The sequence below is a fragment of the Pseudomonas sp. FBCC-B545 genome (assembly GCF_059134095.1).
Genome location: NZ_CP101441.1, coordinates 5,184,280 through 5,207,568, shown reverse-complemented (window position 1 = coordinate 5,207,568; position 23,289 = coordinate 5,184,280). Strand labels below are relative to the sequence as shown.

20 protein-coding genes are annotated in these 23,289 nt (G+C 61.4%); 16 read left to right on the top strand and 4 right to left on the bottom strand.

The window, feature by feature from the left end; genetic code table 11:
* Nucleotides 1–114: 114 nt before the first annotated feature.
* From mraZ to lpxC, 16 genes are all read left to right on the top strand, one after another.
* Complete coding sequence (gene mraZ / locus NMB39_RS24005; RefSeq protein WP_003171868.1) at nt 115–570, top strand: division/cell wall cluster transcriptional repressor MraZ; 456 nt, start codon at nt 115–117, stop codon at nt 568–570.
* Nucleotides 567–1,514 carry a 16S rRNA (cytosine(1402)-N(4))-methyltransferase RsmH gene (gene rsmH, locus NMB39_RS24000; RefSeq protein WP_164487155.1) on the top strand — a complete coding sequence of 316 codons (948 nt, stop codon included), beginning with the start codon at nt 567–569 and terminating at the stop codon, nt 1,512–1,514. The genes mraZ and rsmH overlap by 4 nt, the downstream gene beginning before the upstream one ends.
* Nucleotides 1,511–1,804 carry a cell division protein FtsL gene (gene ftsL / locus NMB39_RS23995; RefSeq protein ID WP_003171871.1) on the top strand — a complete coding sequence of 98 codons (294 nt, stop codon included), beginning with the start codon at nt 1,511–1,513 and terminating at the stop codon, nt 1,802–1,804. Before rsmH ends, ftsL begins: the two co-directional genes overlap by 4 nt.
* Nucleotides 1,804–3,546, top strand: a complete 1,743-nt coding sequence (locus NMB39_RS23990; RefSeq protein ID WP_164484468.1) for a peptidoglycan D,D-transpeptidase FtsI family protein — start codon at nt 1,804–1,806, stop codon at nt 3,544–3,546. The genes ftsL and NMB39_RS23990 overlap by 1 nt, the downstream gene beginning before the upstream one ends.
* Nucleotides 3,546–5,009, top strand: a complete 1,464-nt coding sequence (locus NMB39_RS23985; protein ID WP_494339970.1) for a UDP-N-acetylmuramoyl-L-alanyl-D-glutamate--2,6-diaminopimelate ligase — start codon at nt 3,546–3,548, stop codon at nt 5,007–5,009. The genes NMB39_RS23990 and NMB39_RS23985 overlap by 1 nt, the downstream gene beginning before the upstream one ends.
* Nucleotides 5,002–6,372: a UDP-N-acetylmuramoyl-tripeptide--D-alanyl-D-alanine ligase gene (locus NMB39_RS23980; protein ID WP_494339971.1), complete on the top strand. Its 1,371-nt coding sequence runs from the start codon at nt 5,002–5,004 to the stop codon at nt 6,370–6,372. The genes NMB39_RS23985 and NMB39_RS23980 overlap by 8 nt, the downstream gene beginning before the upstream one ends.
* Entirely contained in the window at nt 6,372–7,454 is a 1,083-nt protein-coding gene (mraY, locus tag NMB39_RS23975; RefSeq protein WP_004371987.1) for a phospho-N-acetylmuramoyl-pentapeptide-transferase, read from the top strand. The genes NMB39_RS23980 and mraY overlap by 1 nt, the downstream gene beginning before the upstream one ends.
* Before the next feature lie 6 nt (nt 7,455–7,460).
* On the top strand, nt 7,461–8,807 hold the full coding sequence (murD, locus tag NMB39_RS23970) for a UDP-N-acetylmuramoyl-L-alanine--D-glutamate ligase (RefSeq protein ID WP_057021532.1): 1,347 nt from the start codon (nt 7,461–7,463) through the stop codon (nt 8,805–8,807).
* Nucleotides 8,804–10,027: a putative lipid II flippase FtsW gene (gene ftsW / locus NMB39_RS23965; RefSeq protein WP_046070964.1), complete on the top strand. Its 1,224-nt coding sequence runs from the start codon at nt 8,804–8,806 to the stop codon at nt 10,025–10,027. Before murD ends, ftsW begins: the two co-directional genes overlap by 4 nt.
* Nucleotides 10,017–11,087 carry an undecaprenyldiphospho-muramoylpentapeptide beta-N-acetylglucosaminyltransferase gene (murG, locus tag NMB39_RS23960; protein WP_046070965.1) on the top strand — a complete coding sequence of 357 codons (1,071 nt, stop codon included), beginning with the start codon at nt 10,017–10,019 and terminating at the stop codon, nt 11,085–11,087. Before ftsW ends, murG begins: the two co-directional genes overlap by 11 nt.
* On the top strand, nt 11,080–12,528 hold the full coding sequence (murC, locus tag NMB39_RS23955) for a UDP-N-acetylmuramate--L-alanine ligase (RefSeq protein ID WP_046070966.1): 1,449 nt from the start codon (nt 11,080–11,082) through the stop codon (nt 12,526–12,528). The genes murG and murC overlap by 8 nt, the downstream gene beginning before the upstream one ends.
* A complete protein-coding gene (locus NMB39_RS23950) occupies nt 12,525–13,481 on the top strand; it encodes a D-alanine--D-alanine ligase (RefSeq protein ID WP_306957111.1) in 957 nt (318 codons plus the stop codon). The genes murC and NMB39_RS23950 overlap by 4 nt, the downstream gene beginning before the upstream one ends.
* Before the next feature lie 4 nt (nt 13,482–13,485).
* Nucleotides 13,486–14,355 (top strand): cell division protein FtsQ/DivIB, encoded by an 870-nt coding sequence (locus NMB39_RS23945; RefSeq protein WP_057021530.1) that lies wholly within the window; start codon nt 13,486–13,488, stop codon nt 14,353–14,355.
* Nucleotides 14,356–14,370: 15 nt separating this feature from the next.
* Complete coding sequence (ftsA, locus tag NMB39_RS23940; RefSeq protein ID WP_043050551.1) at nt 14,371–15,633, top strand: cell division protein FtsA; 1,263 nt, start codon at nt 14,371–14,373, stop codon at nt 15,631–15,633.
* Nucleotides 15,634–15,708: 75 nt separating this feature from the next.
* Nucleotides 15,709–16,914, top strand: coding sequence for a cell division protein FtsZ (gene ftsZ / locus NMB39_RS23935; RefSeq protein ID WP_046070969.1), 1,206 nt, complete (start codon nt 15,709–15,711; stop codon nt 16,912–16,914).
* Nucleotides 16,915–17,026: 112 nt separating this feature from the next.
* On the top strand, nt 17,027–17,938 hold the full coding sequence (lpxC, locus tag NMB39_RS23930) for a UDP-3-O-acyl-N-acetylglucosamine deacetylase (RefSeq protein WP_003171886.1): 912 nt from the start codon (nt 17,027–17,029) through the stop codon (nt 17,936–17,938).
* 62 nt (nt 17,939–18,000) lie between these two features.
* Here lpxC and NMB39_RS23925 read toward each other — a convergent pair whose 3' ends face one another.
* The 4 genes from NMB39_RS23925 to NMB39_RS23910 form a co-directional block, all read right to left on the bottom strand.
* Entirely contained in the window at nt 18,001–19,491 is a 1,491-nt protein-coding gene (locus tag NMB39_RS23925) for a diguanylate cyclase (protein WP_198719662.1), read from the bottom strand.
* A 101-nt stretch (nt 19,492–19,592) separates the two neighbouring features.
* Entirely contained in the window at nt 19,593–20,915 is a 1,323-nt protein-coding gene (locus tag NMB39_RS23920) for an OprD family porin (protein ID WP_057021529.1), read from the bottom strand.
* Nucleotides 20,916–21,253: 338 nt separating this feature from the next.
* Complete coding sequence (locus tag NMB39_RS23915; protein WP_494339972.1) at nt 21,254–22,618, bottom strand: heavy metal sensor histidine kinase; 1,365 nt, start codon at nt 22,616–22,618, stop codon at nt 21,254–21,256.
* Entirely contained in the window at nt 22,608–23,285 is a 678-nt protein-coding gene (locus NMB39_RS23910; RefSeq protein WP_046070973.1) for a heavy metal response regulator transcription factor, read from the bottom strand. Before NMB39_RS23910 ends, NMB39_RS23915 begins: the two co-directional genes overlap by 11 nt.
* Between the last annotated feature and the right edge of the window lie 4 nt (nt 23,286–23,289).

Sequence of the window (23,289 nt, the reverse complement as noted above, 5' to 3'; positions counted from 1 at the left end):
AATACGCGCCTTGACGGTGTGGTAGGCGCATTCCTATAGTGTGCGCAAGTGGCGGAAAGTGGCACAAAGTGGGTTTTTTGAACGTAAAACGCTAAAATTTGGAGAAACGCATCTGTGTTTCGCGGAGCTAACGCTATCAGTCTCGATGCAAAAGGCCGTCTCGCCATGCCGAGCCGGTATCGTGACGAGCTCATTTCGCGAAGTTCAGGCCAGTTGATCATCACGATTGACGCCGTTGACCCTTGTTTGTGTGTTTACCCCCTCGATGAGTGGGAGTTGATTGAAACCAAGTTGCGCGCGCTGCCTTCATTGCGTGAAGAAAACCGCCGCCTCCAGCGTTTGCTGATCGGTAATGCCGTCGACCTTGAACTCGATGGCAGCGGTCGTTTCCTGGTGCCACCGCGTCTGCGCGAGTACGCCAAGCTCGACAAGCGCGCAATGCTGGTGGGCCAACTGAACAAGTTCCAATTGTGGGACGAAGATGCCTGGGATGCTGTGTCTGCAGCAGACCTGGCTGCTATTCAACAACCGGGCGCCATGCCTGATGAACTGCGTGATTTGATCCTGTGACTATTGATAGCGGCTTTAACCACATCACCGTACTGCTTGACGAAGCCGTCGAGGCTCTCGCCGTACGCGCGGATGGCTGCTATTTGGACGGCACCTTTGGCAGGGGTGGGCACAGCCGGTTGATACTCAGCCAGCTCGGACCCGACGGTAGGCTCCTCGGGTTCGACAAAGACCCTCAAGCGATTGCCACCGGGCAAGCGCTAGCGGCCGAAGACGGCCGCTTTGTCGTTGTGCAACGCAGCTTTGCCGAGTTGGGTGCCGAAGTCGCCGAGCGCGGCATGGCGGGCAAGGTGGCCGGGGTTTTGCTCGACCTGGGCGTGTCTTCGCCCCAGCTCGACGACCCGGAGCGCGGCTTCAGCTTCATGAACGACGGCCCCCTCGACATGCGCATGGACCCTACGCGTGGTGTCAGCGCTGCGCAGTTCATCGCCACGGCTCCGGTGGAAGAAATCGCCCGCGTATTCAAGGAATACGGTGAAGAGCGCTTTGCCGGGCGCATGGCACGCGCCGTGGTCGAGCGCCGTGAAATCCAGCCGTTCGAGCGTACCGCCGACCTGGCCGAAGTGCTGAAGGTCGCCAACCCTGCGTGGGAAAAAGGCAAGAACCCGGCGACTCGTGCGTTCCAGGGCCTGCGCATTCACGTCAACAATGAATTGGGCGACCTGGAAGCCGGCCTTGAAGCCGCGCTTGACGCCTTGGAAGTGGGCGGTCGTCTGGTGGTGATCAGCTTCCACTCCCTGGAAGACCGCATCGTCAAACTGTTCATGCGTCGCCTGGTCAAGGGCGAGTCCGACAACCTGCCGCGCAACCTGCCGGTGCGTTTCGAAGCCTTTGTGCCGAAAATCAAAATCCATGGTAAAGCGCAGTTCGCTTCCGAAGCAGAGCTCAAGGCCAACCCACGTTCCCGTAGCGCCGTCATGCGCGTCGCGGAGAAGCTGCGGTGAGCAAGCTTTTCGCCAAGCCCCTCCCGGGCGGCAGCTTCTTTATGTTGCTGCTGTTTATCGGCGTGCTGGTGTCCGCGATTGCGGTGTCCTACAGCGCCCATTGGAACCGCCAGTTGCTCAATACCCTGTACGGGGAATTGAGCGTGCGTGATAAAGCCCAGGCGGAGTGGGGTCGGTTGATCCTCGAGCAAAGCACCTGGACGGCCCACAGCCGTATCGAAGTGCTGGCCACCGAACAGTTGAAGATGCACATCCCTGGCGCGGCCGAAGTCCGCATGGTGGCGCCATGATGAAACTCGAAGGCGCACTCTACCCATGGCGCTTCCGTCTGATGCTTGGCTTGCTGGCATTGATGGTGGGCGCGATCGTCTGGCGCATCTTCGACCTGCAGGTGGTCGATCGTGACTTCCTGATCGGCCAGGGTGATGCCCGAAGCCTGCGACATATTCCGATTCCTGCGCACCGTGGCCTGATCACCGACCGTAACGGCGAGCCCCTGGCCGTCAGTACCCCGGTGACCACCCTGTGGGCCAATGCCAAGGAGTTGCAGGTCGCGAAGGACAAGTGGCCTGAGCTTGCCGCCGCGCTCGGCCAAGACCGCAAAGCCCTGACCGAGCGCCTGGAAGCCCAGGCCAATAAGGAATTCATCTACCTGGTTCGTGGCCTCACCCCCGAACAAGGCCAGCAAGTGCTCGACCTTAAAGTCCCCGGCGTCTATGGCATCGAGGAGTTTCGTCGTTTCTACCCCGCGGGTGAAACCACGGCGCATATGGTCGGTTTCACCGATATTGATGACCATGGCCGCGAAGGCGTAGAGCTGGCCTATGACGAATGGCTGGCCGGTGTGCCCGGCAAGCGCCAGGTCATCAAGGATCGGCGCGGCAGATTGATCAAGGATGTCCAGGTCACCAAGAACGCCAAGGCCGGCAAGCCCTTGGCGTTGTCGATTGACCTGCGCCTGCAATACCTGGCCAACCGTGAACTGCGTAACGCGATCATGGAGAACGGCGCCAAGGCCGGCAGCCTGGTGATCATGGATGTGAAGACCGGCGAGATCCTTGCCATGGTCAACCAGCCGACCTACAACCCGAACAACCGTCGCAACCTGCAACCGGCGATGATGCGTAACCGCGCAATGATCGACGTGTTCGAACCAGGTTCGACCATGAAAGCCATCTCCATGAGTGCCGCCCTGGAAACCGGGCGCTGGAAACCCAGTGACAAGGTAGAGGTGTATCCAGGCACGCTGCAATTGGGCAAGTACACCATTCGTGACGTGTCCCGCAGCGAAGGCCCGATCCTGGATTTGACCGGTATCCTGATCAACTCCAGTAACGTCGGCATGAGCAAGGTCGCCTTCGATATCGGCGGCGAGGCCATCTATCGCCTGGCGCAAAAAATCGGCCTGGGGCAACCCACCGGTCTCAACTTCCCGGGTGAGCGCGTCGGCAACCTGCCGAACTATCGCGAGTGGAGAAAGGCCGAGACGGCCACGCTTTCCTACGGCTACGGCTTGTCGGTGACCGCGATCCAATTGGCCCATGCATTCTCGGTATTGGCCAATAACGGCCGCATGGTCCCGCTGAGCCTGATCCATGTCGACGAACCGCCGCAAGCCACCCAAGTCATGCCGGAGAACGTCGCCAAGACCATCCAGGGCATGCTGCAACAAGTGATCGAAGCACCGCGTGGCGTATTCCGTGCCCAGGTCCCGGCGTATCACGTGGCAGGCAAGTCCGGTACTGCACGTAAGACCTCGGTGGGTACCAAGGGCTATGCCGAAAACTCCTATCGTTCGCTGTTCGCCGGCTTCGGTCCGATGAGCGATCCGCGCTACGCCATCGTCGTCGTGATCGACGAGCCAAGTAAAGCCGGCTACTTCGGTGGCCTGGTCTCGGCGCCGGTGTTCAGCAAAGTGATGTCCGGCACCCTGCGCCTGATGAACATCACGCCGGATAACTTGCCGCCGACCCAACAAGCCAACGCCGGCCCACCGGCCGCCGCTGTAAAAGCCAATGGAGGGCGCGGCTGATGTCTCTGAGCCTGAACAAGATTTTTGCCCATGCCGGCCGCGATCTGCTGATTCGCGAGTTGAGCCTGGACAGCCGTAATGTACGCGCCGGTGACCTGTTCCTGGCGGTGCCCGGCGGCAAGTTCGACGGCCGTGCGCATATCGCCGACGCCCTGCAACGCGGTGCGGCCGCCGTGGCCTATGAAGTGGAAGGCGCCACCGTGCTGCCGATCACCGATGTGCCGTTGATTCCGGTCAAGGGCCTGGCTGCGCAGCTTTCCGATATTGCCGGGCGTTTCTACGGTGACCCGAGCCGCCACCTCAACCTGGTGGGTGTGACCGGCACCAATGGCAAGACCAGCGTGACCCAATTGGTCGCCCAGGCCCTTGACCTGTTGGGCCAGCACTGCGGCATTGTCGGCACCCTGGGCACGGGCTTTTATGGCACGCTGCAAAGCGGCCTGCACACCACCCCGAATCCGATTGCCGTGCAAGCGACCCTGGCCGACCTGAAAAAGGCCGGTGCCAAGGCGGTTGCCATGGAAGTTTCTTCACACGGCCTGGACCAGGGTCGAGTTACCGCCCTGGCCTTTGACGTTGCGGTGATGACCAACCTTTCCCGCGACCACCTCGATTACCACGGCACCATGGAGGCGTACGCCGCTGCCAAGGCCAAGCTGTTTGCCTGGAATGACTTGAAATGCCGGGTGGTCAACCTCGACGACGCATTCGGCCGTCAACTGGCTGGCGAAGACAGCGAAGCGCGCCTGATCAGCTATAGCCTGCAGGACTCCGGCGCATATCTGTTTTGCCGTGAAGCCCAATTCAATGACGAAGGCGTGCGCGCCACCTTGGTCACGCCCCAGGGCGAGCATCATTTGCGCAGCACCCTGCTCGGGCGTTTCAACCTGAGCAACCTGCTCGCCGCCATCGGCGCGTTGCTGGGCCTGGATTACGCTCTGGATGAAATCCTGCGCGTGCTGCCGAAGCTGGAAGGCCCGGCTGGCCGCATGCAGCGCCTGGGCGGCGGCACGCAGCCATTGGTGGTGGTCGATTACGCTCACACCCCGGATGCCTTGGAAAAAGTCCTCGAAGCCTTGCGCCCGCACGCCAAGGGCAAATTGCTCTGCCTGTTCGGGTGCGGCGGTGATCGTGACCGCGGCAAGCGTCCGTTGATGGCCGAGATCGTCGAGCGTCTGGCCGATGGCGTAGTCGTCACCGACGATAACCCGCGCAGCGAAGACCCGAGCCAGATTTTCGACGACATCCGTGTCGGCTTCAAAGATGCCGCCAAGGCCATTTTTATTGCCGGCCGCGGTGCCGCCATTGCCCGGTTGATTGCCAGCGCTGGTGTTGACGACGTGGTGGTCCTGGCGGGCAAAGGCCACGAGGACTACCAGGAAATCAACGGCGAACGCCATGCCTTCTCCGATCTGGTCGAGGCCGACCGCGCCCTGACCACCTGGGAGGCCGCCCATGCTTAAGGCGATGAAGTTCAGCGAACTGGCCCAGGCCCTGTCGGCCCGTGTACTGTCGAGCGACTGCACGTTCTCCGGCGTCAGTATCGACAGCCGCAATATCCAGCCGGGGCAATTGTTTGTCGCGCTGGCAGGTCCGCGTTTTGATGGTCACGACTACCTCAACGAAGTCGCCGCCAAGGGTGCCGTCGGCGCCTTGGTGCAGCGCGAAGTGGCAGACTCCACTTTGCCGCAACTGCTGGTTGCCGATACCCGCTTGGCCTTGGGCCAATTGGGTGCGCTCAACCGTGCCGCCTTCGATAAGCCGGTAGCGGCCGTCACCGGCTCCAGCGGCAAGACCACGGTCAAGGAATTGCTCGCCGGTGTCCTGCGCACTCGCGGGCCGGTACTCGCCACCCGTGGCAACCTGAACAATGACTTCGGCGCACCGCTGACCCTGCTTGAACTGGCCCCGGAACACACCGCGGCAGTGATCGAGCTGGGCGCTTCGCGTATCGGCGAAATCGCCTACACCGTGGCGCTGACCAAGCCCCACGTTGCAATCATCAACAACGCCGGTACCGCCCATGTCGGCGAATTCGGCGGCCCGGAAAAAATTGTCGAAGCCAAGGGCGAAATCCTTGAAGGCCTCGACGCCGCGGGCACTGCCGTACTTAACCTGGACGACAAGGCTTTCGAGACCTGGCGTGTACGCGCCGCCGGTCGCAAGGTGCTGACGTTTGCGGTGTTGAATGCGGCCGCCGATTTCCATGCTTCCGATATCCGTGTTGACGCTCGTGGTTGCCCGTCCTTTACCTTGCACACCCCGCAAGGTGACGAGCACGTGCAGTTGAACCTGCTGGGCAACCATAACGTCGCCAACGCCCTGGCCGCCGCCGCCGCCGCCCATGTGCTGGGTGTGTCGCTCTTCGGTATCGCAACGGGCCTGGGCGCAGTGCAGCCGGTCAAGGGCCGCACCGTAGCGCAATTGGCCAGCAACGGCATGCGCGTGATTGATGACACCTACAACGCCAACCAGTCTTCCGTTTGCGCCGCCATAGACCTGCTCAAGGGTTTCGATGGTCGCAAGGTGCTGGTGCTGGGGGATATCGCCGAGCTGGGCGACTGGGCCGAGCAGTCCCATCGCGAAGTCGGCGCTTACGCCAGCGCCAAGGTCGACGCGCTCTACGCGGTCGGCCCGAACATGGCGCACGCCGTTAGTGCCTTCGGCCCTGGTGCGCGGCATTTCGCGACGCAGGCTGAATTGATCCAGGCGCTGGCCGCTGGTGAACGCGATAAAAACACAACCATTTTGATCAAGGGATCGCGCAGCGCGGTGATGGAAAACGTCGTCGCAGCCTTGTGTGGCTCAAGTACGGAGAAACATTAATGCTGCTGCTGCTGGCTGAGTATCTGCAACAGTTCCACAAAGGCTTCGCGGTCTTTCAGTACCTGACCCTGCGCGGGATCCTGGGTGTGCTGACCGCGTTGTGTTTGTCGCTGTTCCTGGGGCCGTGGATGATCCGCACCCTGCAGAACCTGCAAATTGGTCAATCGGTTCGCAATGACGGCCCTCAGTCGCACCTGTCCAAGTCCGGCACCCCGACTATGGGCGGTGCGTTGATCCTGTCGTCCATCGGCATCAGCACCTTGCTCTGGGCAGACTTGCACAACCGCTACGTGTGGGTGGTGCTGCTGGTGACCCTGTTGTTCGGCGCCATCGGCTGGGTCGATGACTACCGCAAGGTGATCGAGAAAAACTCCAAGGGGCTGCCAAGCCGCTGGAAGTATTTCTGGCAGTCGGTGTTCGGTCTGGCCGCGGCGATCTTCCTGTACACAACGGCCCCAAGCGCAGTCGAGACCACCCTGATCATCCCGATGCTCAAGGACGCCAGCATTCCCCTGGGCATCGGTTTCGTGGTGCTGACCTACTTCGTGATCGTCGGCTCCAGCAATGCGGTCAACCTGACTGACGGCCTCGACGGCCTGGCGATCATGCCGACGGTGATGGTGGGCGGCGCGCTCGGCATCTTCTGCTACCTGTCGGGTAACGTGAAATTCGCTGAATACCTGCTGATTCCTTATGTACCGGGCGCGGGTGAGTTGATCGTGTTCTGCGGCGCGCTGATTGGTGCCGGCCTGGGGTTCCTGTGGTTCAACACCTACCCCGCACAAGTCTTCATGGGCGACGTCGGCGCACTGGCGCTGGGCGCAGCCCTGGGCACCATCGCGGTGATCGTCCGCCAGGAAATCGTGCTGTTCATCATGGGCGGCGTGTTCGTGATGGAAACCCTGTCGGTGGTCATCCAGGTGGCTTCCTTCAAATTGACCGGGCGTCGCGTGTTCCGCATGGCACCGATCCACCACCACTTTGAACTCAAGGGCTGGCCCGAGCCACGCGTGATTGTCCGCTTCTGGATCATCACCGTGATTCTGGTACTGGTCGGCCTTGCCACCCTGAAACTGAGGTAGAAACGAGTGTCCCTGATCGCTTCAGACCACTTCCGCATCGTTGTCGGCCTCGGCAAGAGCGGCATGTCCCTGGTTCGCTTCCTGGCGAACCGGGGCACGTCGTTTGCCGTGGCCGACACGCGGGAAAATCCACCGGAGCTGGTCACGCTGCGCCGTGACTACCCGCACGTGGAAGTGCGTTGTGGCGAGCTGGATGTCGAGTTTCTATGTCGTGCCGATGAGCTCTACGTGAGCCCGGGCCTGGCCCTGGCGACACCGGCCCTGCAAGCGGCTGCGGCGCGTGGCGTGAAACTGTCCGGCGATATCGACCTGTTCGCGCGTAACGCGAAGGCGCCGATCGTGGCCATCAGTGGCTCCAACGCGAAAAGCACCGTGACCACCCTGGTTGGCGAGATGGCGGCTGCGGCCGGCAAGCGCGTGGCCGTGGGCGGCAATCTCGGCGTGCCGGCGCTGGACCTGCTCAGCGATGACGTCGAGCTTTACGTGATGGAACTGTCGAGCTTCCAGCTGGAAACCACCCACGACCTCGGCGCCGAAGTGGCTACCGTGCTGAACGTCAGCGAAGATCACATGGACCGCTACAGTGGCCTGCCGGCTTATCACCTGGCCAAGCACCGGATCTTCCGGGGCGCGCGGCAAGTGGTGGTCAACCGTCAGGATGCCTTGAGCCGTCCGCTGATGGGCGAGGGCCTGCCATGCTGGACCTTCGGCCTGGGCAAGCCTGATTTCAAAGGCTTCGGCATTCGTGAAGAGAACGGCGAGAAATACCTGGCCTTCGAATTCCAGAACCTGATGCCGGTGCGCGAGCTGAAAATCCGCGGCGCCCATAACCAGTCCAATGCCCTGGCGGCCTTGGCGCTCGGGCACGCCGTCGGCTTGCCGTTCGACGCCATGCTCGCCAGCCTGCGCACTTTTGCCGGGCTCGAGCATCGCTGCCAGTGGGTACGCGACCTCAATGGCGTCAGCTATTACAACGATTCCAAAGCCACCAACGTCGGTGCCGCCCTGGCGGCCATCGAGGGCCTGGGGGCGGATATTGACGGCAAGCTGGTGTTGATCGCAGGTGGCGATGGCAAGGGCGCCGACTTCAAGGACCTTAAGGGTCCGGTGGCTGCACATTGCCGTGCCGTGGTGCTGATGGGCCGTGATTCGGATTTGATCGCCGCTGCCCTCGGCGATGGCGTGCCGCAAGTACGCGCCACCTCCCTGGACGACGCCATTGCCCAGTGCCAGGCGTTGGCCCAGCCGGGTGACGCGGTGTTGCTGTCGCCCGCATGTGCCAGTTTCGACATGTTCAAGAACTACGAAGAGCGCGGCCAGCTGTTCGCTCGCGCCGTGGAGGCCTTGGCATGAACATCAACTTGCGCAACATCATCAAGCCGTACCCGTCGCCGATCATCACCGGGCGCGGTGTCGACCTTGATTTCCCGATGCTCGCCGGTTGCCTGGCGCTGCTGGGCCTGGGCCTGGTGATGATCACTTCGGCATCCTCCGAAGTGGCTGCCGTGCAATCGGGCAACACCCTGTACATGATGATCCGTCACCTGGTGTACCTGGTGATCGGCCTCGGCGCGTGCATCGTCACCATGATGATCCCCATCGCCACCTGGCAGCGCCTGGGTTGGCTGATGCTGATCGGTGCGTTCGGCTTGCTGGTCATGGTGATCCTGCCCGGCATCGGTCGCGAGGTGAATGGTTCGATGCGCTGGATCGGCTTCGGCGCGTTCAACGTGCAGCCTTCGGAAATCGCCAAGGTGTTCGTGGTGATCTACCTCGCCGGCTACCTGGTGCGACGCCAGAAAGAAGTGCGCGAAAGCTGGATGGGCTTTTTCAAGCCGTTCATCGTGCTGCTGCCCATGGCCGGCCTGTTGCTGATGGAGCCGGACTTCGGCGCCACCGTGGTGATGATGGGGGCGGCGGCGGCGATGCTGTTCCTCGGCGGCGTAGGCCTATTCCGCTTCACTTTGATGGTGGTGCTGGCGGTGGCAGCAGTGACGATTCTGGTACAGGCGCAACCCTACCGGATGGCGCGCTTGATCACCTTTACCGATCCCTGGTCCGACCAGTTCGGTTCCGGCTATCAGCTGACCCAGGCACTGATCGCCTTTGGTCGCGGCGAGTGGCTGGGCGTGGGCCTGGGCAACAGTGTGCAGAAGCAGTTCTACCTGCCGGAAGCGCACACCGACTTTGTGTTCTCGGTATTGGCCGAAGAGCTTGGCGTGGTCGGTTCGCTGTGCACCGTGGCGCTGTTCGTGTTTGTGTGTGTGCGCGGCATGTACATCGGCTTGTGGGCCGAGCGGGCCAAACAGTATTTCGCCGCCTATGTGGCATACGGCTTGTCGTTCCTGTGGATCGGCCAGTTCCTGATCAACATCGGCGTGAACGTCGGCCTGCTGCCGACCAAGGGCCTGACCTTGCCGTTCCTCAGTTACGGCGGCAGTTCGTTGGTGATCTGCTGCGCCTGTCTTGGCTTGTTGCTGCGTATCGAGTGGGAGAGTCGGACCCACCTGGGCAGTGAAGAGATGGAGTTCAGCGAAAGCGACTTCGCCGAGGAGCCGACCCATGGGCGCTAACGTGCTGATCATGGCGGGCGGCACCGGGGGCCACGTGTTCCCGGCCTTGGCCTGTGCGCGTGAATTCCAGAGCCGCGGCTACACCGTGCACTGGCTGGGTACACCCCGTGGCATCGAGAACGAGTTGGTGCCGAGTGCCGGCTTACCCCTGCATTTGATCAACGTCACCGGTCTGCGCGGCAAGGGCAAGCTGTCCCTGCTCAAGGCACCGTTCGTATTGCTCAAGGCTGTGTGGCAGGCACGCAAGGTCATTCGTGAATTGAAGCCTGTGTGTGTGCTTGGCTTTGGTGGCTACGTGACCGGCCCGGGCGGCGTCGCGGCGAAGCTCGCCGGCGTACCGGTGATCGTGCACGAACAGAACGCCGTCGCCGGTACCGCAAACCGCCTGCTGGTGCCATTGGCCTCGCGGGTGTGTGAAGCTTTCCCGAAAACGTTCGCCGCCTCGGACAAGCTGCGTACCACCGGCAACCCGGTGCGTACCGAGCTGTTCATGGCCATTGCGCGTGATGCGCTGGCCGGGCGCAAGGCACACCTGTTGATCCTGGGCGGAAGCCTGGGCGCCGAACCGCTGAACAAACTGCTGCCCGAAGCGGTGGCGCAGCTGCCTGTGCAATTGCGCCCGGAGATCTTCCACCAGGCTGGCAAGCATCACGATGAAGTCACCGCGACGCGTTATCGCGAGGCGGGTGTGGAGGCGAATGTGCAGCCCTTCATCAAAGACATGGCCCAAGCCTATGGCTGGGCCGACCTGGTGGTCTGCCGCGCTGGCGCGCTGACCGTCAGTGAACTGGCCGCCGCCGGTCTGCCGTCCTTGCTGGTGCCTTTGCCCCACGCCATCGACGATCACCAGACCCGCAACGCCGAATATTTGGCCGGGGAGGGCGCTGCCTTCCTGCTGCCGCAAAGAACGACCGGCGCCGCCGATTTGGCCGCACGCCTGACCGAGGTTTTGATGCAACCGGAACGACTCAACAGCATGGCGAGCACCGCAAGCCGCCTGGCCAAACCTGACGCAACCCGCACCGTGGTGGATATCTGCCTGGAGGTGGCCCATGGTTGAGAATCAGAAAGCCATGCCGCAACCCGAGATGCGCCGCATCCGCCGTATCCACTTCGTCGGTATCGGCGGCGTGGGCATGTGCGGAATTGCCGAAGTGTTGCTGAACCTGGGCTACCAGGTGTCCGGCTCGGACTTGAAGGAGTCGCCGGTCACTGATCGCCTGAAGTCCTTTGGCGCGCAGATTTTTATCGGTCACCGTGCCGAGAACGCCGCCGAGGCCGACGTACTGGTGGTGTCCAGCGCCGTGAACACCTCCAATCCGGAAGTGGCCACTGCCCTTGAGCGCCGTATTCCAGTGGTGCCGCGTGCCGAGATGCTCGCCGAGCTGATGCGCTACCGCCATGGCATCGCCGTTGCCGGTACCCATGGCAAAACCACGACCACCAGCCTGATCGCCTCGGTGTTCGCCGCCGGTGGCCTGGACCCGACCTTCGTCATCGGTGGCCGCCTGAATGCAGCCGGCACCAATGCCCAGCTCGGCACCAGCCGCTATCTGATCGCCGAAGCCGATGAGAGCGATGCGAGCTTCCTGCACCTGCAACCGCTGGTCGCCGTCGTCACCAACATCGACGAAGACCACATGGCGACCTACGACGGTGACTTCAACAAACTGAAGAAAACCTTCGTCGATTTCCTGCACAACCTGCCGTTCTACGGTCTGGCGGTGGTGTGCCTGGACGACCCGGTGGTGCGTGAAATCCTGCCGCAGGTCAAGCGTCCGACCGTGACCTACGGCTTCAGCGAAGACGCCGATGTGCGCGCAATCAATGTACGCCAGGAAGGCATGCAAACCTTCTTCACCGTGCTGCGTCCCGACCGCGAACCGCTGGATGTCTCGGTGAACATGCCGGGCAACCACAACGTGCTGAACTCCCTGGCGACCATCTGCATCGCCACTGATGAGGGCGTCAGCGATGAAGCCATCGTCGAGGGGCTGTCGCGCTTTGCTGGTGTCGGTCGTCGCTTCCAGGTCTACGGTCAGTTGCCGGTTGAAGGCGGTGACGTGATGCTGGTGGACGACTACGGTCACCACCCGACCGAAGTTGCCGCTGTGATCAAGGCCGTGCGCGGCGGCTGGCCGGAGCGCCGTCTGGTGATGGTTTACCAGCCGCATCGCTACAGCCGCACCCGCGACCTGTACGACGATTTCGTCAATGTACTGGCCGATGCCAACGTGCTGCTGCTGATGGAGGTTTACCCGGCCGGTGAAGAACCGATCCCGGGCGCTGACAGCCGCAAGCTGTGCAACAGCATCCGCCAGCGCGGCCAACTGGACCCGATCTACATCGAGCGTGGCGTCGACCTGGCCCCTATCGTCAAGCCGCTGTTGCGCGCCGGTGACATCCTGCTGTGCCAGGGTGCCGGTGATATCGGTGGCCTTGCGCCCAAGTTGCTGGCGAGCCCGCTGTTTGCAGCCGTGGCAAAGGGGGCGTCGAAATGATCACTGACTACGGCTCCCTGTTTTCCACTGTCGCGCCTGCCGATTTCGGTCGCGTCGCCGTGCTGTTCGGCGGCAAGAGCGCTGAGCGCGAAGTGTCGCTCAAGTCTGGCAATGCCGTGCTCGAAGCCCTGCAAAGTGCGGGTGTGAACGCCTTCGGTATCGACGTGGGCGATGACTTCCTCGCCCGCCTGCAGGCCGAAAAGATCGACCGCGCCTTCATCATTCTTCATGGCCGTGGCGGTGAAGACGGCAGCATGCAAGGCCTGCTCGAATGCGCCGGCATCCCCTACACCGGTAGCGGTATCCTTGCTTCCGCGCTGGCGATGGACAAATTGCGCACCAAGCAGGTGTGGCACAGCCTGGGTATTCCAACACCACGTCACGCCGTGCTGTGCAGCGAAGACGATTGTATTTCTGCGGCCAAGGAACTGGGCCTGCCTTTGATCGTCAAACCAGCCCATGAAGGCTCCAGTATCGGCATGGCTAAAGTGAACTCGGCCGCCGAATTGATCGACGCATGGAAAGCGGCAAGTACCTACGATTCGCAAGTGTTGGTGGAACAGTGGATTTCCGGTCCCGAGTACACCATCGCCACCCTGCGTGGCCAGGTATTGCCGCCTATCGCATTGGGCACGCCCCACACCTTTTATGACTACGACGCCAAGTACCTGGCTTCCGATACCCAGTACCGGATCCCGTGTGGCCTCCAAGCAAGCAAGGAACAGCAATTGATGGACCTCACGGCGAAAGCCTGTGAGGCGCTGGGTATCGCCGGTTGGGCGCGGGCAGACGTGATGCAGGATGACCAGGGGAATTTCTGGTTCCTTGAAGTCAATACCGCACCGGGCATGACCGACCACAGCCTGGTTCCCATGGCAGCCCGTGCCGCCGGCCTGGACTTCCAGCAGTTGGTGCTGGCGATCCTGGCCGACAGCATTGAGCCAAGAGGCTGAACACATGAAAGGCGCATCGCTTCGTCATCAGCCCCCACAAGCACCGAGCCGCAAGCCGGTGCCGCGGGGCGCCAGCCGAATGGTGGCTAAAGAGCCGATGTCGGCGCGCCTGCCAAAAGCCAACTTTGGTTTTATCAAGGCGCTGTTCTGGCCGGTATTGCTGGTGGTATTGGGCTTTGGTACCTACGAAGGCGCGCAGCGTCTGTTGCCGTATGCCGACCGGCCGATCACCAAGATCAGCGTGCAGGGCGACTTGAGCTACATCAGCCAGCAGGCGGTACAGCAGCGCATCGGCCCATACCTGGCGGCGAGCTTCTTTACCATCGACCTGGCCGGCATGCGCTCGGAGCTGGAACAGATGCCGTGGATCGCCCACGCCGAAGTCCGCCGTGTCTGGCCGGACCAGGTGACGATCCGCCTGGAAGAACAACTGCCCGTGGCCCGTTGGGGTGATGAAGCGCTGTTGAACAATCAGGGCCAGGCGTTCACCCCGCGTGAGCTGGCCAACTACGAGCACCTGCCGCAGCTGTTCGGGCCGCAGCGGGCGCAGCAGCAAGTGATGCAGCAGTACCAGGCCCTGAGCCAGATGCTGCGGCCACTGGGCTTCTCCATTGCACGCCTGGAATTGCGTGAGCGGGGCAGCTGGTTTTTGACGACCGGGGCAGGCAGTTCCGGCCCGGGCATCGAGTTGTTGCTGGGACGCGACCGCTTGGTGGAAAAGATGCGCCGCTTTATTGCCATCTATGAAAAAACCTTGAAAGAACAGATTACGAACATTGCGAGCGTCGACCTGCGTTACGCCAACGGCCTGGCCGTCGGCTGGCGTACACCGGCTGCGCCCACGGCAGCACAACCCGCTGTCGCGAAGAATTAAGAAGAGGCAGGACCCATGGCAAACGTGCAAAGCGGCAAAATGATCGTCGGTCTCGATATCGGCACCTCCAAGGTGGTGGCGCTGGTGGGCGAGGTCGGGGAAGACGGCGCGATCGAAATCGTCGGTATTGGCACGCATCCGTCCCGGGGCCTGAAGAAGGGCGTGGTGGTGAACATCGAGTCCACCGTGCAATCGATCCAGCGCGCCATTGAAGAAGCGCAGCTGATGGCCGGTTGCCGGATCCACTCGGCGTTCGTCGGCGTGGCGGGCAACCATATCCGCAGCCTGAACTCCCACGGCATCGTGGCGATCCGCGACCGCGAAGTCAGCTCCGCCGACCTTGAGCGCGTCCTCGACGCCGCCCAGGCCGTGGCGATCCCGGCTGACCAGCGCGTGCTGCACACCCTGCCGCAGGATTACGTGATCGATAACCAGGAAGGCGTGCGCGAGCCCCTGGGCATGTCGGGCGTGCGCCTGGAAGCCAAGGTCCACGTGGTGACCTGTGCCGTCAACGCCGCGCAGAACATTGAAAAATGCGTGCGCCGCTGCGGCCTGGAAATCGACGACATCATTCTCGAGCAGTTGGCTTCGGCGTACTCGGTGCTGACCGACGACGAAAAAGAACTGGGCGTGTGCCTGGTGGACATCGGCGGCGGCACCACCGACATCGCGATCTTCACCGAGGGTGCGATCCGTCACACCGCGGTGATCCCGATTGCCGGCGATCAGGTCACCAACGACATCGCCATGGCGCTGCGTACACCGACCCAGTACGCCGAAGAAATCAAGATTCGTTATGCCTGCGCCCTGGCCAAACTGGCCGGCGCCGGCGAGACCATCAAGGTGCCAAGTGTCGGCGACCGTCCACCCCGTGAGCTGTCGCGCCAGGCCCTGGCCGAAGTGGTCGAGCCACGCTACGACGAACTGTTCACCCTGATCCAGGCTGAACTGCGGCGCAGCGGCTACGAAGATTTGATCCCGGCCGGCATCGTGCTGACCGGTGGCACCTCGAAGATGGAAGGCGCGGTTGAACTGGCCGAGGAAATCTTCCACATGCCAGTGCGCCTGGGCGTGCCCCATGGCGTGAAAGGCCTGGGCGACGTTGTGCGCAACCCGATTTATTCCACCGGTGTGGGCTTGCTGTTGTACGGGCTGCAAAAGCAGACCGACGGCATTTCCCTGTCGGGCCCGAGTATCCGCGACAGCTACCGCAGCGACGACGAAGTGAAAGCACCGTTGTTCGAGCGGCTGCAGGCTTGGGTCAAAGGCAATTTCTAAAGATTTACCGCGACACCGCAGCACCCGTAGTAAGCAGTAGGCGAAAAAACTAGAGAAAATGAAAGGAGAGGGAACATGTTCGAACTCGTAGACAACATCCCCGCAAGCCCGGTTATCAAAGTAATCGGTGTTGGCGGTGGCGGCGGCAACGCTGTCAATCACATGGTCAAGAGCAACATTGAAGGCGTTGAATTCATCTGCGCCAACACTGATGCCCAGGCGCTGAAAAGCATCGGCGCGCGGACCATCCTGCAATTGGGCACAGCCGTGACTAAAGGCCTCGGCGCTGGCGCCAATCCGGAAGTCGGCCGTCAAGCTGCCCTGGAAGACCGCGAGCGTATTGCCGAAGTGCTGCAGGGCACCAATATGGTGTTCATCACCACCGGCATGGGCGGCGGTACCGGTACCGGTGCTGCACCGATCATTGCCGAAGTGGCCAAGGAAATGGGGATCCTGACGGTTGCCGTCGTGACCCGTCCGTTCCCGTTCGAAGGCCGCAAGCGCATGCAGATCGCCGACGAAGGTATCCGTCTGCTGTCTGAAAGCGTCGACTCGTTGATCACCATTCCCAACGAGAAACTGCTGACCATCCTGGGCAAGGACGCCAGCCTGCTGTCCGCGTTCGCCAAGGCTGACGATGTACTGGCCGGTGCCGTTCGCGGTATCTCCGACATCATCAAGCGCCCGGGCATGATCAACGTCGACTTTGCCGACGTACGTACCGTGATGAGCGAAATGGGCATGGCGATGATGGGCACTGGCTGCGCCAGCGGTCCGAACCGTGCACGCGAAGCCACCGAAGCGGCCATCCGCAACCCGTTGCTCGAAGACGTGAACCTGCAAGGTGCACGCGGCATCCTGGTGAATATCACTGCCGGCCCTGACCTGTCCCTGGGTGAGTACTCCGACGTGGGTAGCATCATCGAAGCCTTTGCTTCCGAGCACGCCATGGTCAAGGTCGGTACTGTTATCGATCCGGACATGCGCGACGAACTGCACGTGACCGTGGTTGCTACCGGCCTGGGTGCGAAAATCGAGAAGCCTGTGAAGGTCATCGACAACACTCTGCATAACAGCCAAGCCAGCCACGCCAGCCAGGCGGCTGCCGCTCCAGCACCTGCTCGCCAGGAGCTGCCATCGGTGAACTACCGTGACCTGGACCGTCCGACCGTGATGCGCAACCAGGCCCAGGCCGGTGCTGCTGCGTCCCGTAGCCCGAATCCGCAAGATGACCTGGACTACCTGGACATCCCGGCATTCTTGCGTCGTCAGGCCGATTAATGGAATGTATCAGGGCTATGAAGGTGATTGGTGTTCAGCAAAGGTCTGGTCTGCTATTATCGCCAGCCTTTGTTGATACCAGTTCGCAATTTGCGCTGAAGCGGTCCAAGCCATGATTAAACAACGCACCCTGAAGAATATTATTCGTGCCACAGGTGTAGGTCTGCACTCCGGGGAAAAGGTCTACCTGACCCTCAAGCCTGCACCTGTCGACACCGGCATCGTGTTTGTGCGTGCCGACCTGGACCCTGTGGTGCAGATACCTGCTCGCGCGGAAAACGTTGGCGAAACCACTATGTCGACCACATTGGTCAACGGTGACGTCAAAGTGGACACGGTGGAGCACTTGCTCTCGGCCATGGCCGGTTTGGGCATCGATAACGCCTACGTCGAGCTCTCCGCGTCCGAAGTCCCGATCATGGATGGCAGCGCTGGACCCTTCGTATTCCTGATTCAATCTGCCGGCCTGGAAGAACAGGACGCAGCCAAGAAGTTCATACGCATTCTGCGGGAAGTGACAGTAGAAGACGGCGACAAGCGCGCCACCTTCGTCCCGTTCGAAGGCTTTAAAGTGAGCTTTGAGATCGATTTCGATCACCCGGTATTCCGTGACCGCACCCAAAGTGCAAGCGTGGATTTTTCCAGCACTTCGTTCGTAAAAGAAGTCAGCCGCGCCCGTACCTTTGGTTTCATGAGTGACATCGAGTACCTGCGCAAGCACAACCTCGCACTCGGCGGCAGCGTTGAAAACGCCATTGTGGTCGACGCGGATGGTGTACTGAACGAAGACGGACTTCGCTACGAAGACGAATTCGTGAAGCACAAGATCCTCGATGCAATCGGTGACCTCTACCTGCTGGGCAATAGCCTGATAGGCGAGTTCAAAGGCTTCAAGTCGGGCCACGCCCTTAACAACCAGCTGCTGCGCAAGTTGATTGAGCAGACAGACGCTTGGGAAGTTGTGACCTTCGAAGATGCCAGCACCGCACCGATCTCTTACATGCGTCCCGTTGCGGCGGTGTAAGTAACAACTCTCTTTCTTTAGTTTTAAAGGCTGCCTTCGGGTGGCCTTTTTTTATGCCTTGTTTATAGGGGCGCGGCATCCACAATCCGATTGCGCCCCGTGTGCTTGGCCTCATACAACGCCTGGTCGGCCTTGAGCAGCACACTCTCAAGGGACATACCGCTACGTTTCTGCCAGGTACTCATGCCGATGCTCACGGTAACCGGCTGTTTATCCCCAGCCACCCGTGGCAAACGCTCGACGCTGATGCGGATGCGCTCGGCGATCACCCAGGCGCCCTTGGCGTCGGTATGGGGCAGCACCACGGCAAACTCTTCACCGCCATAGCGTGCTGCCAGGTCGGCCGGACGGCGGATATTGCTGTCGATCACCTGCGCGACTGCGCGCAACGCGTCATCGCCACCCTGGTGACCATGGCGGTCGTTGAAAGCCTTGAAGTGGTCTACATCGATCATCAACACGGTCAAGGGCTCGGTCGAGCGCTGTGCCCGGTCCCATTCCAGGCGCAGGCGCTCGTCAAGGGTACGGCGATTGGCCAGGCCGGTGAGGGCATCAGTGGCTGCCAATTCTGACAGCACCTGTTCAGCGCGATGACGACGGCGCAGCTCCATGCACAGCGCCCAGGTCAGCCACAACAGACCTACGCACAGCACGCCTGTGGCGATGCTCACCAGCCACGCCGCACGCCGCCATGGCGCAAATATCTCGTTGCTGGACAGGGCCACCGCGACAATCAGCGGCAGGTTGCCCACACTGGAGAAACTGTACAGCCGCGCCTGGTGATCGACACTGGAGATACTCTGGAAGCTGCCATCGCGCTCGCGCAGCATGCGTGCCACATTGGGGCGCTGGCTCAGGTCCTTGTCGAGCATGCCTGCTTCCAGCAAAGGTTCTTGGGCCAACAGGATGCCTTGGTGGTTGAGCAGGTTGATGGTGCTGTTGCTGCCGATGTTCAGGCTGCTGAACAACTGGTGGAAGTACGACAGGCGCATGGAGGCGGCGGCGACGCCCAGGAAGCGCCCGTCCGGCGACGAAACGCGGCGGCTGAACGCGATGCGCCATGGGTCATCGCACACACAGCGGGCCATGAATGGACGGCTGATATATAACCCCGCGTCCGGATTTTCGCGGTGCACCTGAAAATAATCCCGATCAGAGAAGTTACCCAGCTTGGGTGTGAGCAGGGACGAATCGGCAATCACCTCGCCGTTCGGGCCCAGCAGCAGGATATCGCCCTTGTACGGCGCCGCCGCCGAGCGATCGAACAGCACCAGATGGCGGATGCTCGCTGAAACGTCTTGCAGGTCAGTGCGCTCGGTGGCGGCGATCAGGCCTTTGAGGGCCATGTCGTAGAGCTCCACGTTGCGCAGCACGTCGGCATCGATCAATTGAGTGATGGTATTGGCGGTGCGCTTGGCCGTCTGCAAGGTATTGGCCTGTTCCCGAATCAGCAGCGCGGTGACGATCCCCACGATCAGCAACACTGTCAGCGTACTGCCCAGGATCAGCAAGCGCTCCGGGCGGCGGTCAGGACGGGTAAGGCTTGGGCTCATCGGACGCACTTCTGCTTTGGGGATGCCCATAGCTTAGTAGTAACTCTGGAATAGGTCGCAGAACCAAAATGTGGGAGCAAGCCCCCACATCAGGAACGCTGTCAGAAGACGTTGATGGGGTAGTCCACAATCACGCGGTACTCATCCACGTCCCGATCCACTGCCGAATAGCCATTGCTGCCTCGATTGGTCGCCCATTGCAGGCGCACCGACAGGTCCTTGGCCTTGCCGCCTTGCACTACATATTTCACATCGATATCCCGTTCCCAGTGCTTGGCATCTTTGCCATCGGCGCTGTACCAGCTGCTGTAGCCGCGGCTGTTGGGGTCGACCTTGGTCAGGTCGGTCTTGCCGCTGATGTAGGACACAGCGGACGTCAGGCCAGGCACACCGAGGCCGGCGAAGTCGTAGGCGTATTTGAGCTTCCATGAGCGCTCGTTGGGGCCGTTGAAGTCCGAGTACTGCTGGGAGTTATCCAGGTAAATGCTGTCGCCCTGGGCGATGTAGTCGAACGGGGTGTTGCCGTTGACCCGCTGGTAGGTGGCCGTGACGCTGTGGTTGCCCACGCCGACGGTGAAATGCAGGCTGTAGGTATTGCTGTCGATATCCCCCAGCAACGATTGGCCGGTGTCCTGGGTGTGGTAGTAGTGCAAGCCGGGGGTCAGGCTGACCAGGTCGTTGAGAGCATAGGTGTATTCGAGGTCGTAGTAGTACTGGTGCCATACGTCCTTGAGTTCGGAGGCGTACAGGTTGCTGGTCAGCCCCGTGATACCGCTGAACGATACGCCGGCCCAGTCCAGGTGCTGGCTGTCGGCGTTGGTGGGCAAGGCGCCATAACTGGTGCCGATGCGCCGGTGGCCGCTCTGGTTGTAGAGCTTGGTGAAGCTGGCCTGGCCGCCCTCGATCATCCAACCGTCGAAGCTGTGGTTGGTCAGGCTCACACCACGGAAGGTCTGGGGCAGCATGCGCGTCATGCCGCCAGCGATCACCGGGTTGTTGAGGAACAGGTCGCCGGCTTTCAGTTCGGTATCGAAGGCACGTATTTTCAAGGTGCCGCCGGCGGTAGAGAACGATCCGGGTGCCTTGCCGTTGCCACTGCCGTAGGGAAGGATGCTGGAGCCATCGGTGCCGCCACCACCGTCGAGCTTGAGGCCGAGCATCGCATTGAGGTCCAGGCCGAAGCCGACGGTGCCTTGGGTGTAGCCGGACTCGAAGGTGCCGATAAAACCCTGGCCCCATTCCTTGCTGTCATCGGTATGAATGTCGCGACGGTCGCGGTTCATGTAGTAGTTGCGCGTATTGATCGTGAGGTGGGAGCCTTCAACGAAACCGTCGGTGGGGGTGGTGTCTGCCGCCTGGGCGAGGGGAGTGATCGTTGCTGCAACTGCGAGGAATAACGGGGTGAACGTCAGCGAGTTCTTCACCGGTGGAGCTCCTTTGGTCAATCAAGAACGGCCAGTGTCGTGGGGGTGTGCCTGGCCTTTTTGTACGGCAAAAAAAAGCCGCTGAAGTCAGCGGCTTTAAGACAGATTCCCAGTGTAGAGCCCTGGAAAAAAGTCGAGGGAAATTCGGGTAAGCGGGTCAGCTGCCTTTGCCGTCGCGCTCATCGATGCGTCAAAGTAACGCAGGCGAGCGGTGCGATACAGAGTGTAACAAGATAATAACTATTGCCCAAACCGTAACAGTTTCCGAAGGAACATAGACATCTAACTGTGGGAGGGAGCAAGCCCCCTCCCCCATTTGACCGAAGTGTTCTCAACATTTAGACGGGCAGGGTAATGCCAAAGGTGTTTCCGCCGTCCTCACTACGCACAAACACATCCCCCCCATGCATCAACGCAATCGCCTTGACGATAGCCAGCCCCAGCCCGTGATTCGCTCCGCTGTTGCTACGCGACGCATCCACCCGATAGAAACGTTCGAACAGGCGCGGCAAGTGCTCGCGGGCAATCGCCTCGCCGGGGTTGGTCACGCCGATTACCACTTGTTGCTCCCGCACCTCGATGTGTACGTCGATCACGTGCCCCGGCGCGGTGTGTTGCACGGCATTGCTCAGCAGGTTGATCAGTGCGCGACGCAGATGGGCCTTTTCGATCTGCACCACGGCATCGCCGTGCACGCGCACTTCAACCTGGGCGTCTTCGAGGATGAAATCCAGGTAATCGAGGGTCGTCGCTACCTCATCAGCCAGGGAGCTTTCGATCAGCTTGGTGGCCTTGCTGCCTTGGTCGGCGCTGGCGAGGAACAGCATGTCATTGATGATCGAGCGCAGCCGTTCCAACTCTTCCAGGTTCGATTGCAGCACCTCGAAGTACTGCTCTGCGGAACGCCCGCGGGTGAGGGCGACCTGGGTCTGGCCGATCAGGTTGGTCAGCGGTGAGCGCAGTTCGTGGGCCACGTCGGCGTTGAAGGATTCCAGGCGCGAGTAGGCTTGTTCGACGCGGTCGAGGGTGGCGTTGAACGAATTGACGAACTGGCTCAGTTCCGGCGGCAGCGGTGACAGATGCAAGCGCCCGGAGAGTTTGGGTGGCGCAAGTTTCTGTGCCTCATCCGAGAGTTTGCCCAGGGGCTTGAGGCCGATACGCGCGACCCAGAACCCCAACAGCGCCGCCAGCACCACACCGACCAGCGCCAGGCTGACCAGCGCTACCAGCAAGTGGTGCTGAGTGGCGCGGAAGTTTTCGGTGTCGATGGCGATCATGAAGCGCAGCGCCGGACGTTGCTCCTTGGCCGCAAACTGGCTGACCAGCACCTTGAACGGATGAGCGTGACCGGGCAGGCGCAGGTCGTGCTTGCCGGTCGGGCCTTGGGCAAAGGCGCGAATCTGGGCGTCCGGCTCGCCGTATTCATAGCTCGGGTCGCTGCTGACCACCCAGAAACGGATACGCTTGTCTTCTTCGCCCAGCAACTTGAGCTTGGCCTTGATCTTGACCCAATGTTCCGGTGTGCCGAAGCGATTGACCGACGATTCCAGCACGCTGTAGCGCGCATCCAGCTCGGCCTCGGGCAACAAGCCCAGGCCGCGATCCACCTGCTGATACAGCACGCCGCCGATGAGCACGAAGATCAGCAACGCCACCAGGGTGAACATGCTGCTCAGGCGCAGGGCAATGGAATTAGCCGACACTACGGTTCTCCAGCACATAACCCATGCCACGAATGGTATGCAGCAGCTTGTGTTCGAACGGCCCGTCGAGCTTGGCGCGCAGGCGCTTGATCGCCACTTCCACGACGTTGGCGTCGCTGTCGAAATTGATGTCCCAGACCATCTCGGCAATGGCGGTCTTGGACAGGATTTCACCCTGGCGCCGCGCCAATACGCTGAGCAGCGAGAACTCCTTGGCGGTCAGGTCCAGGCGTTGGCCGTTGCGGCTGGCCTTGCGGCTGATCAGGTCGATCCACAAGTCGGCGACCGTAACCTGCACTGGCTCGTGGCCGCCGCTGCGGCGGGTCAGGGCTTGCAGGCGCGCTACCAGTTCCAAAAACGAAAACGGTTTGCCCAGGTAATCGTCGGCACCTTCGCGCAGGCCGCGGATGCGGTCTTCCACGCGCTCGCGGGCGGTGAGCATGATCACCGGCGTCTGCTTGCGGGCGCGCAACGCACGCAACACACCAAAGCCGTCCAGGCCGGGCAGCATCACGTCGAGCACGATCACCGCGTAATCGTTTTCCAGCGCCAGGTGCAGACCCTCGACGCCTTCACGCGCCACGTCGACGGTGTAGCCTTGCTCCGTAAGGCCGCGGTGCAGGTAGTCCGCGGTTTTCTCTTCATCTTCAATAATCAGGACGCGCATGACC

Coding starts and splice junctions, on each gene's coding strand:
- NMB39_RS23985 (WP_494339970.1), top strand. CDS start 3,546: ATGTCTCTGAGCCTGAACAAGATTTTTGCCCATGCCGGCCGCGATCTG.
- ftsZ (WP_046070969.1), top strand. CDS start 15,709: ATGTTCGAACTCGTAGACAACATCCCCGCAAGCCCGGTTATCAAAGTA.
- NMB39_RS23980 (WP_494339971.1), top strand. CDS start 5,002: ATGCTTAAGGCGATGAAGTTCAGCGAACTGGCCCAGGCCCTGTCGGCC.
- NMB39_RS23925 (WP_198719662.1), bottom strand. CDS start 19,491: ATGAGCCCAAGCCTTACCCGTCCTGACCGCCGCCCGGAGCGCTTGCTG.
- ftsW (WP_046070964.1), top strand. CDS start 8,804: ATGAACATCAACTTGCGCAACATCATCAAGCCGTACCCGTCGCCGATC.
- ftsA (WP_043050551.1), top strand. CDS start 14,371: ATGGCAAACGTGCAAAGCGGCAAAATGATCGTCGGTCTCGATATCGGC.
- lpxC (WP_003171886.1), top strand. CDS start 17,027: ATGATTAAACAACGCACCCTGAAGAATATTATTCGTGCCACAGGTGTA.
- murG (WP_046070965.1), top strand. CDS start 10,017: ATGGGCGCTAACGTGCTGATCATGGCGGGCGGCACCGGGGGCCACGTG.
- mraY (WP_004371987.1), top strand. CDS start 6,372: ATGCTGCTGCTGCTGGCTGAGTATCTGCAACAGTTCCACAAAGGCTTC.
- NMB39_RS23950 (WP_306957111.1), top strand. CDS start 12,525: ATGATCACTGACTACGGCTCCCTGTTTTCCACTGTCGCGCCTGCCGAT.
- NMB39_RS23945 (WP_057021530.1), top strand. CDS start 13,486: ATGAAAGGCGCATCGCTTCGTCATCAGCCCCCACAAGCACCGAGCCGC.
- NMB39_RS23910 (WP_046070973.1), bottom strand. CDS start 23,285: ATGCGCGTCCTGATTATTGAAGATGAAGAGAAAACCGCGGACTACCTG.
- NMB39_RS23990 (WP_164484468.1), top strand. CDS start 1,804: ATGAAACTCGAAGGCGCACTCTACCCATGGCGCTTCCGTCTGATGCTT.
- murC (WP_046070966.1), top strand. CDS start 11,080: ATGGTTGAGAATCAGAAAGCCATGCCGCAACCCGAGATGCGCCGCATC.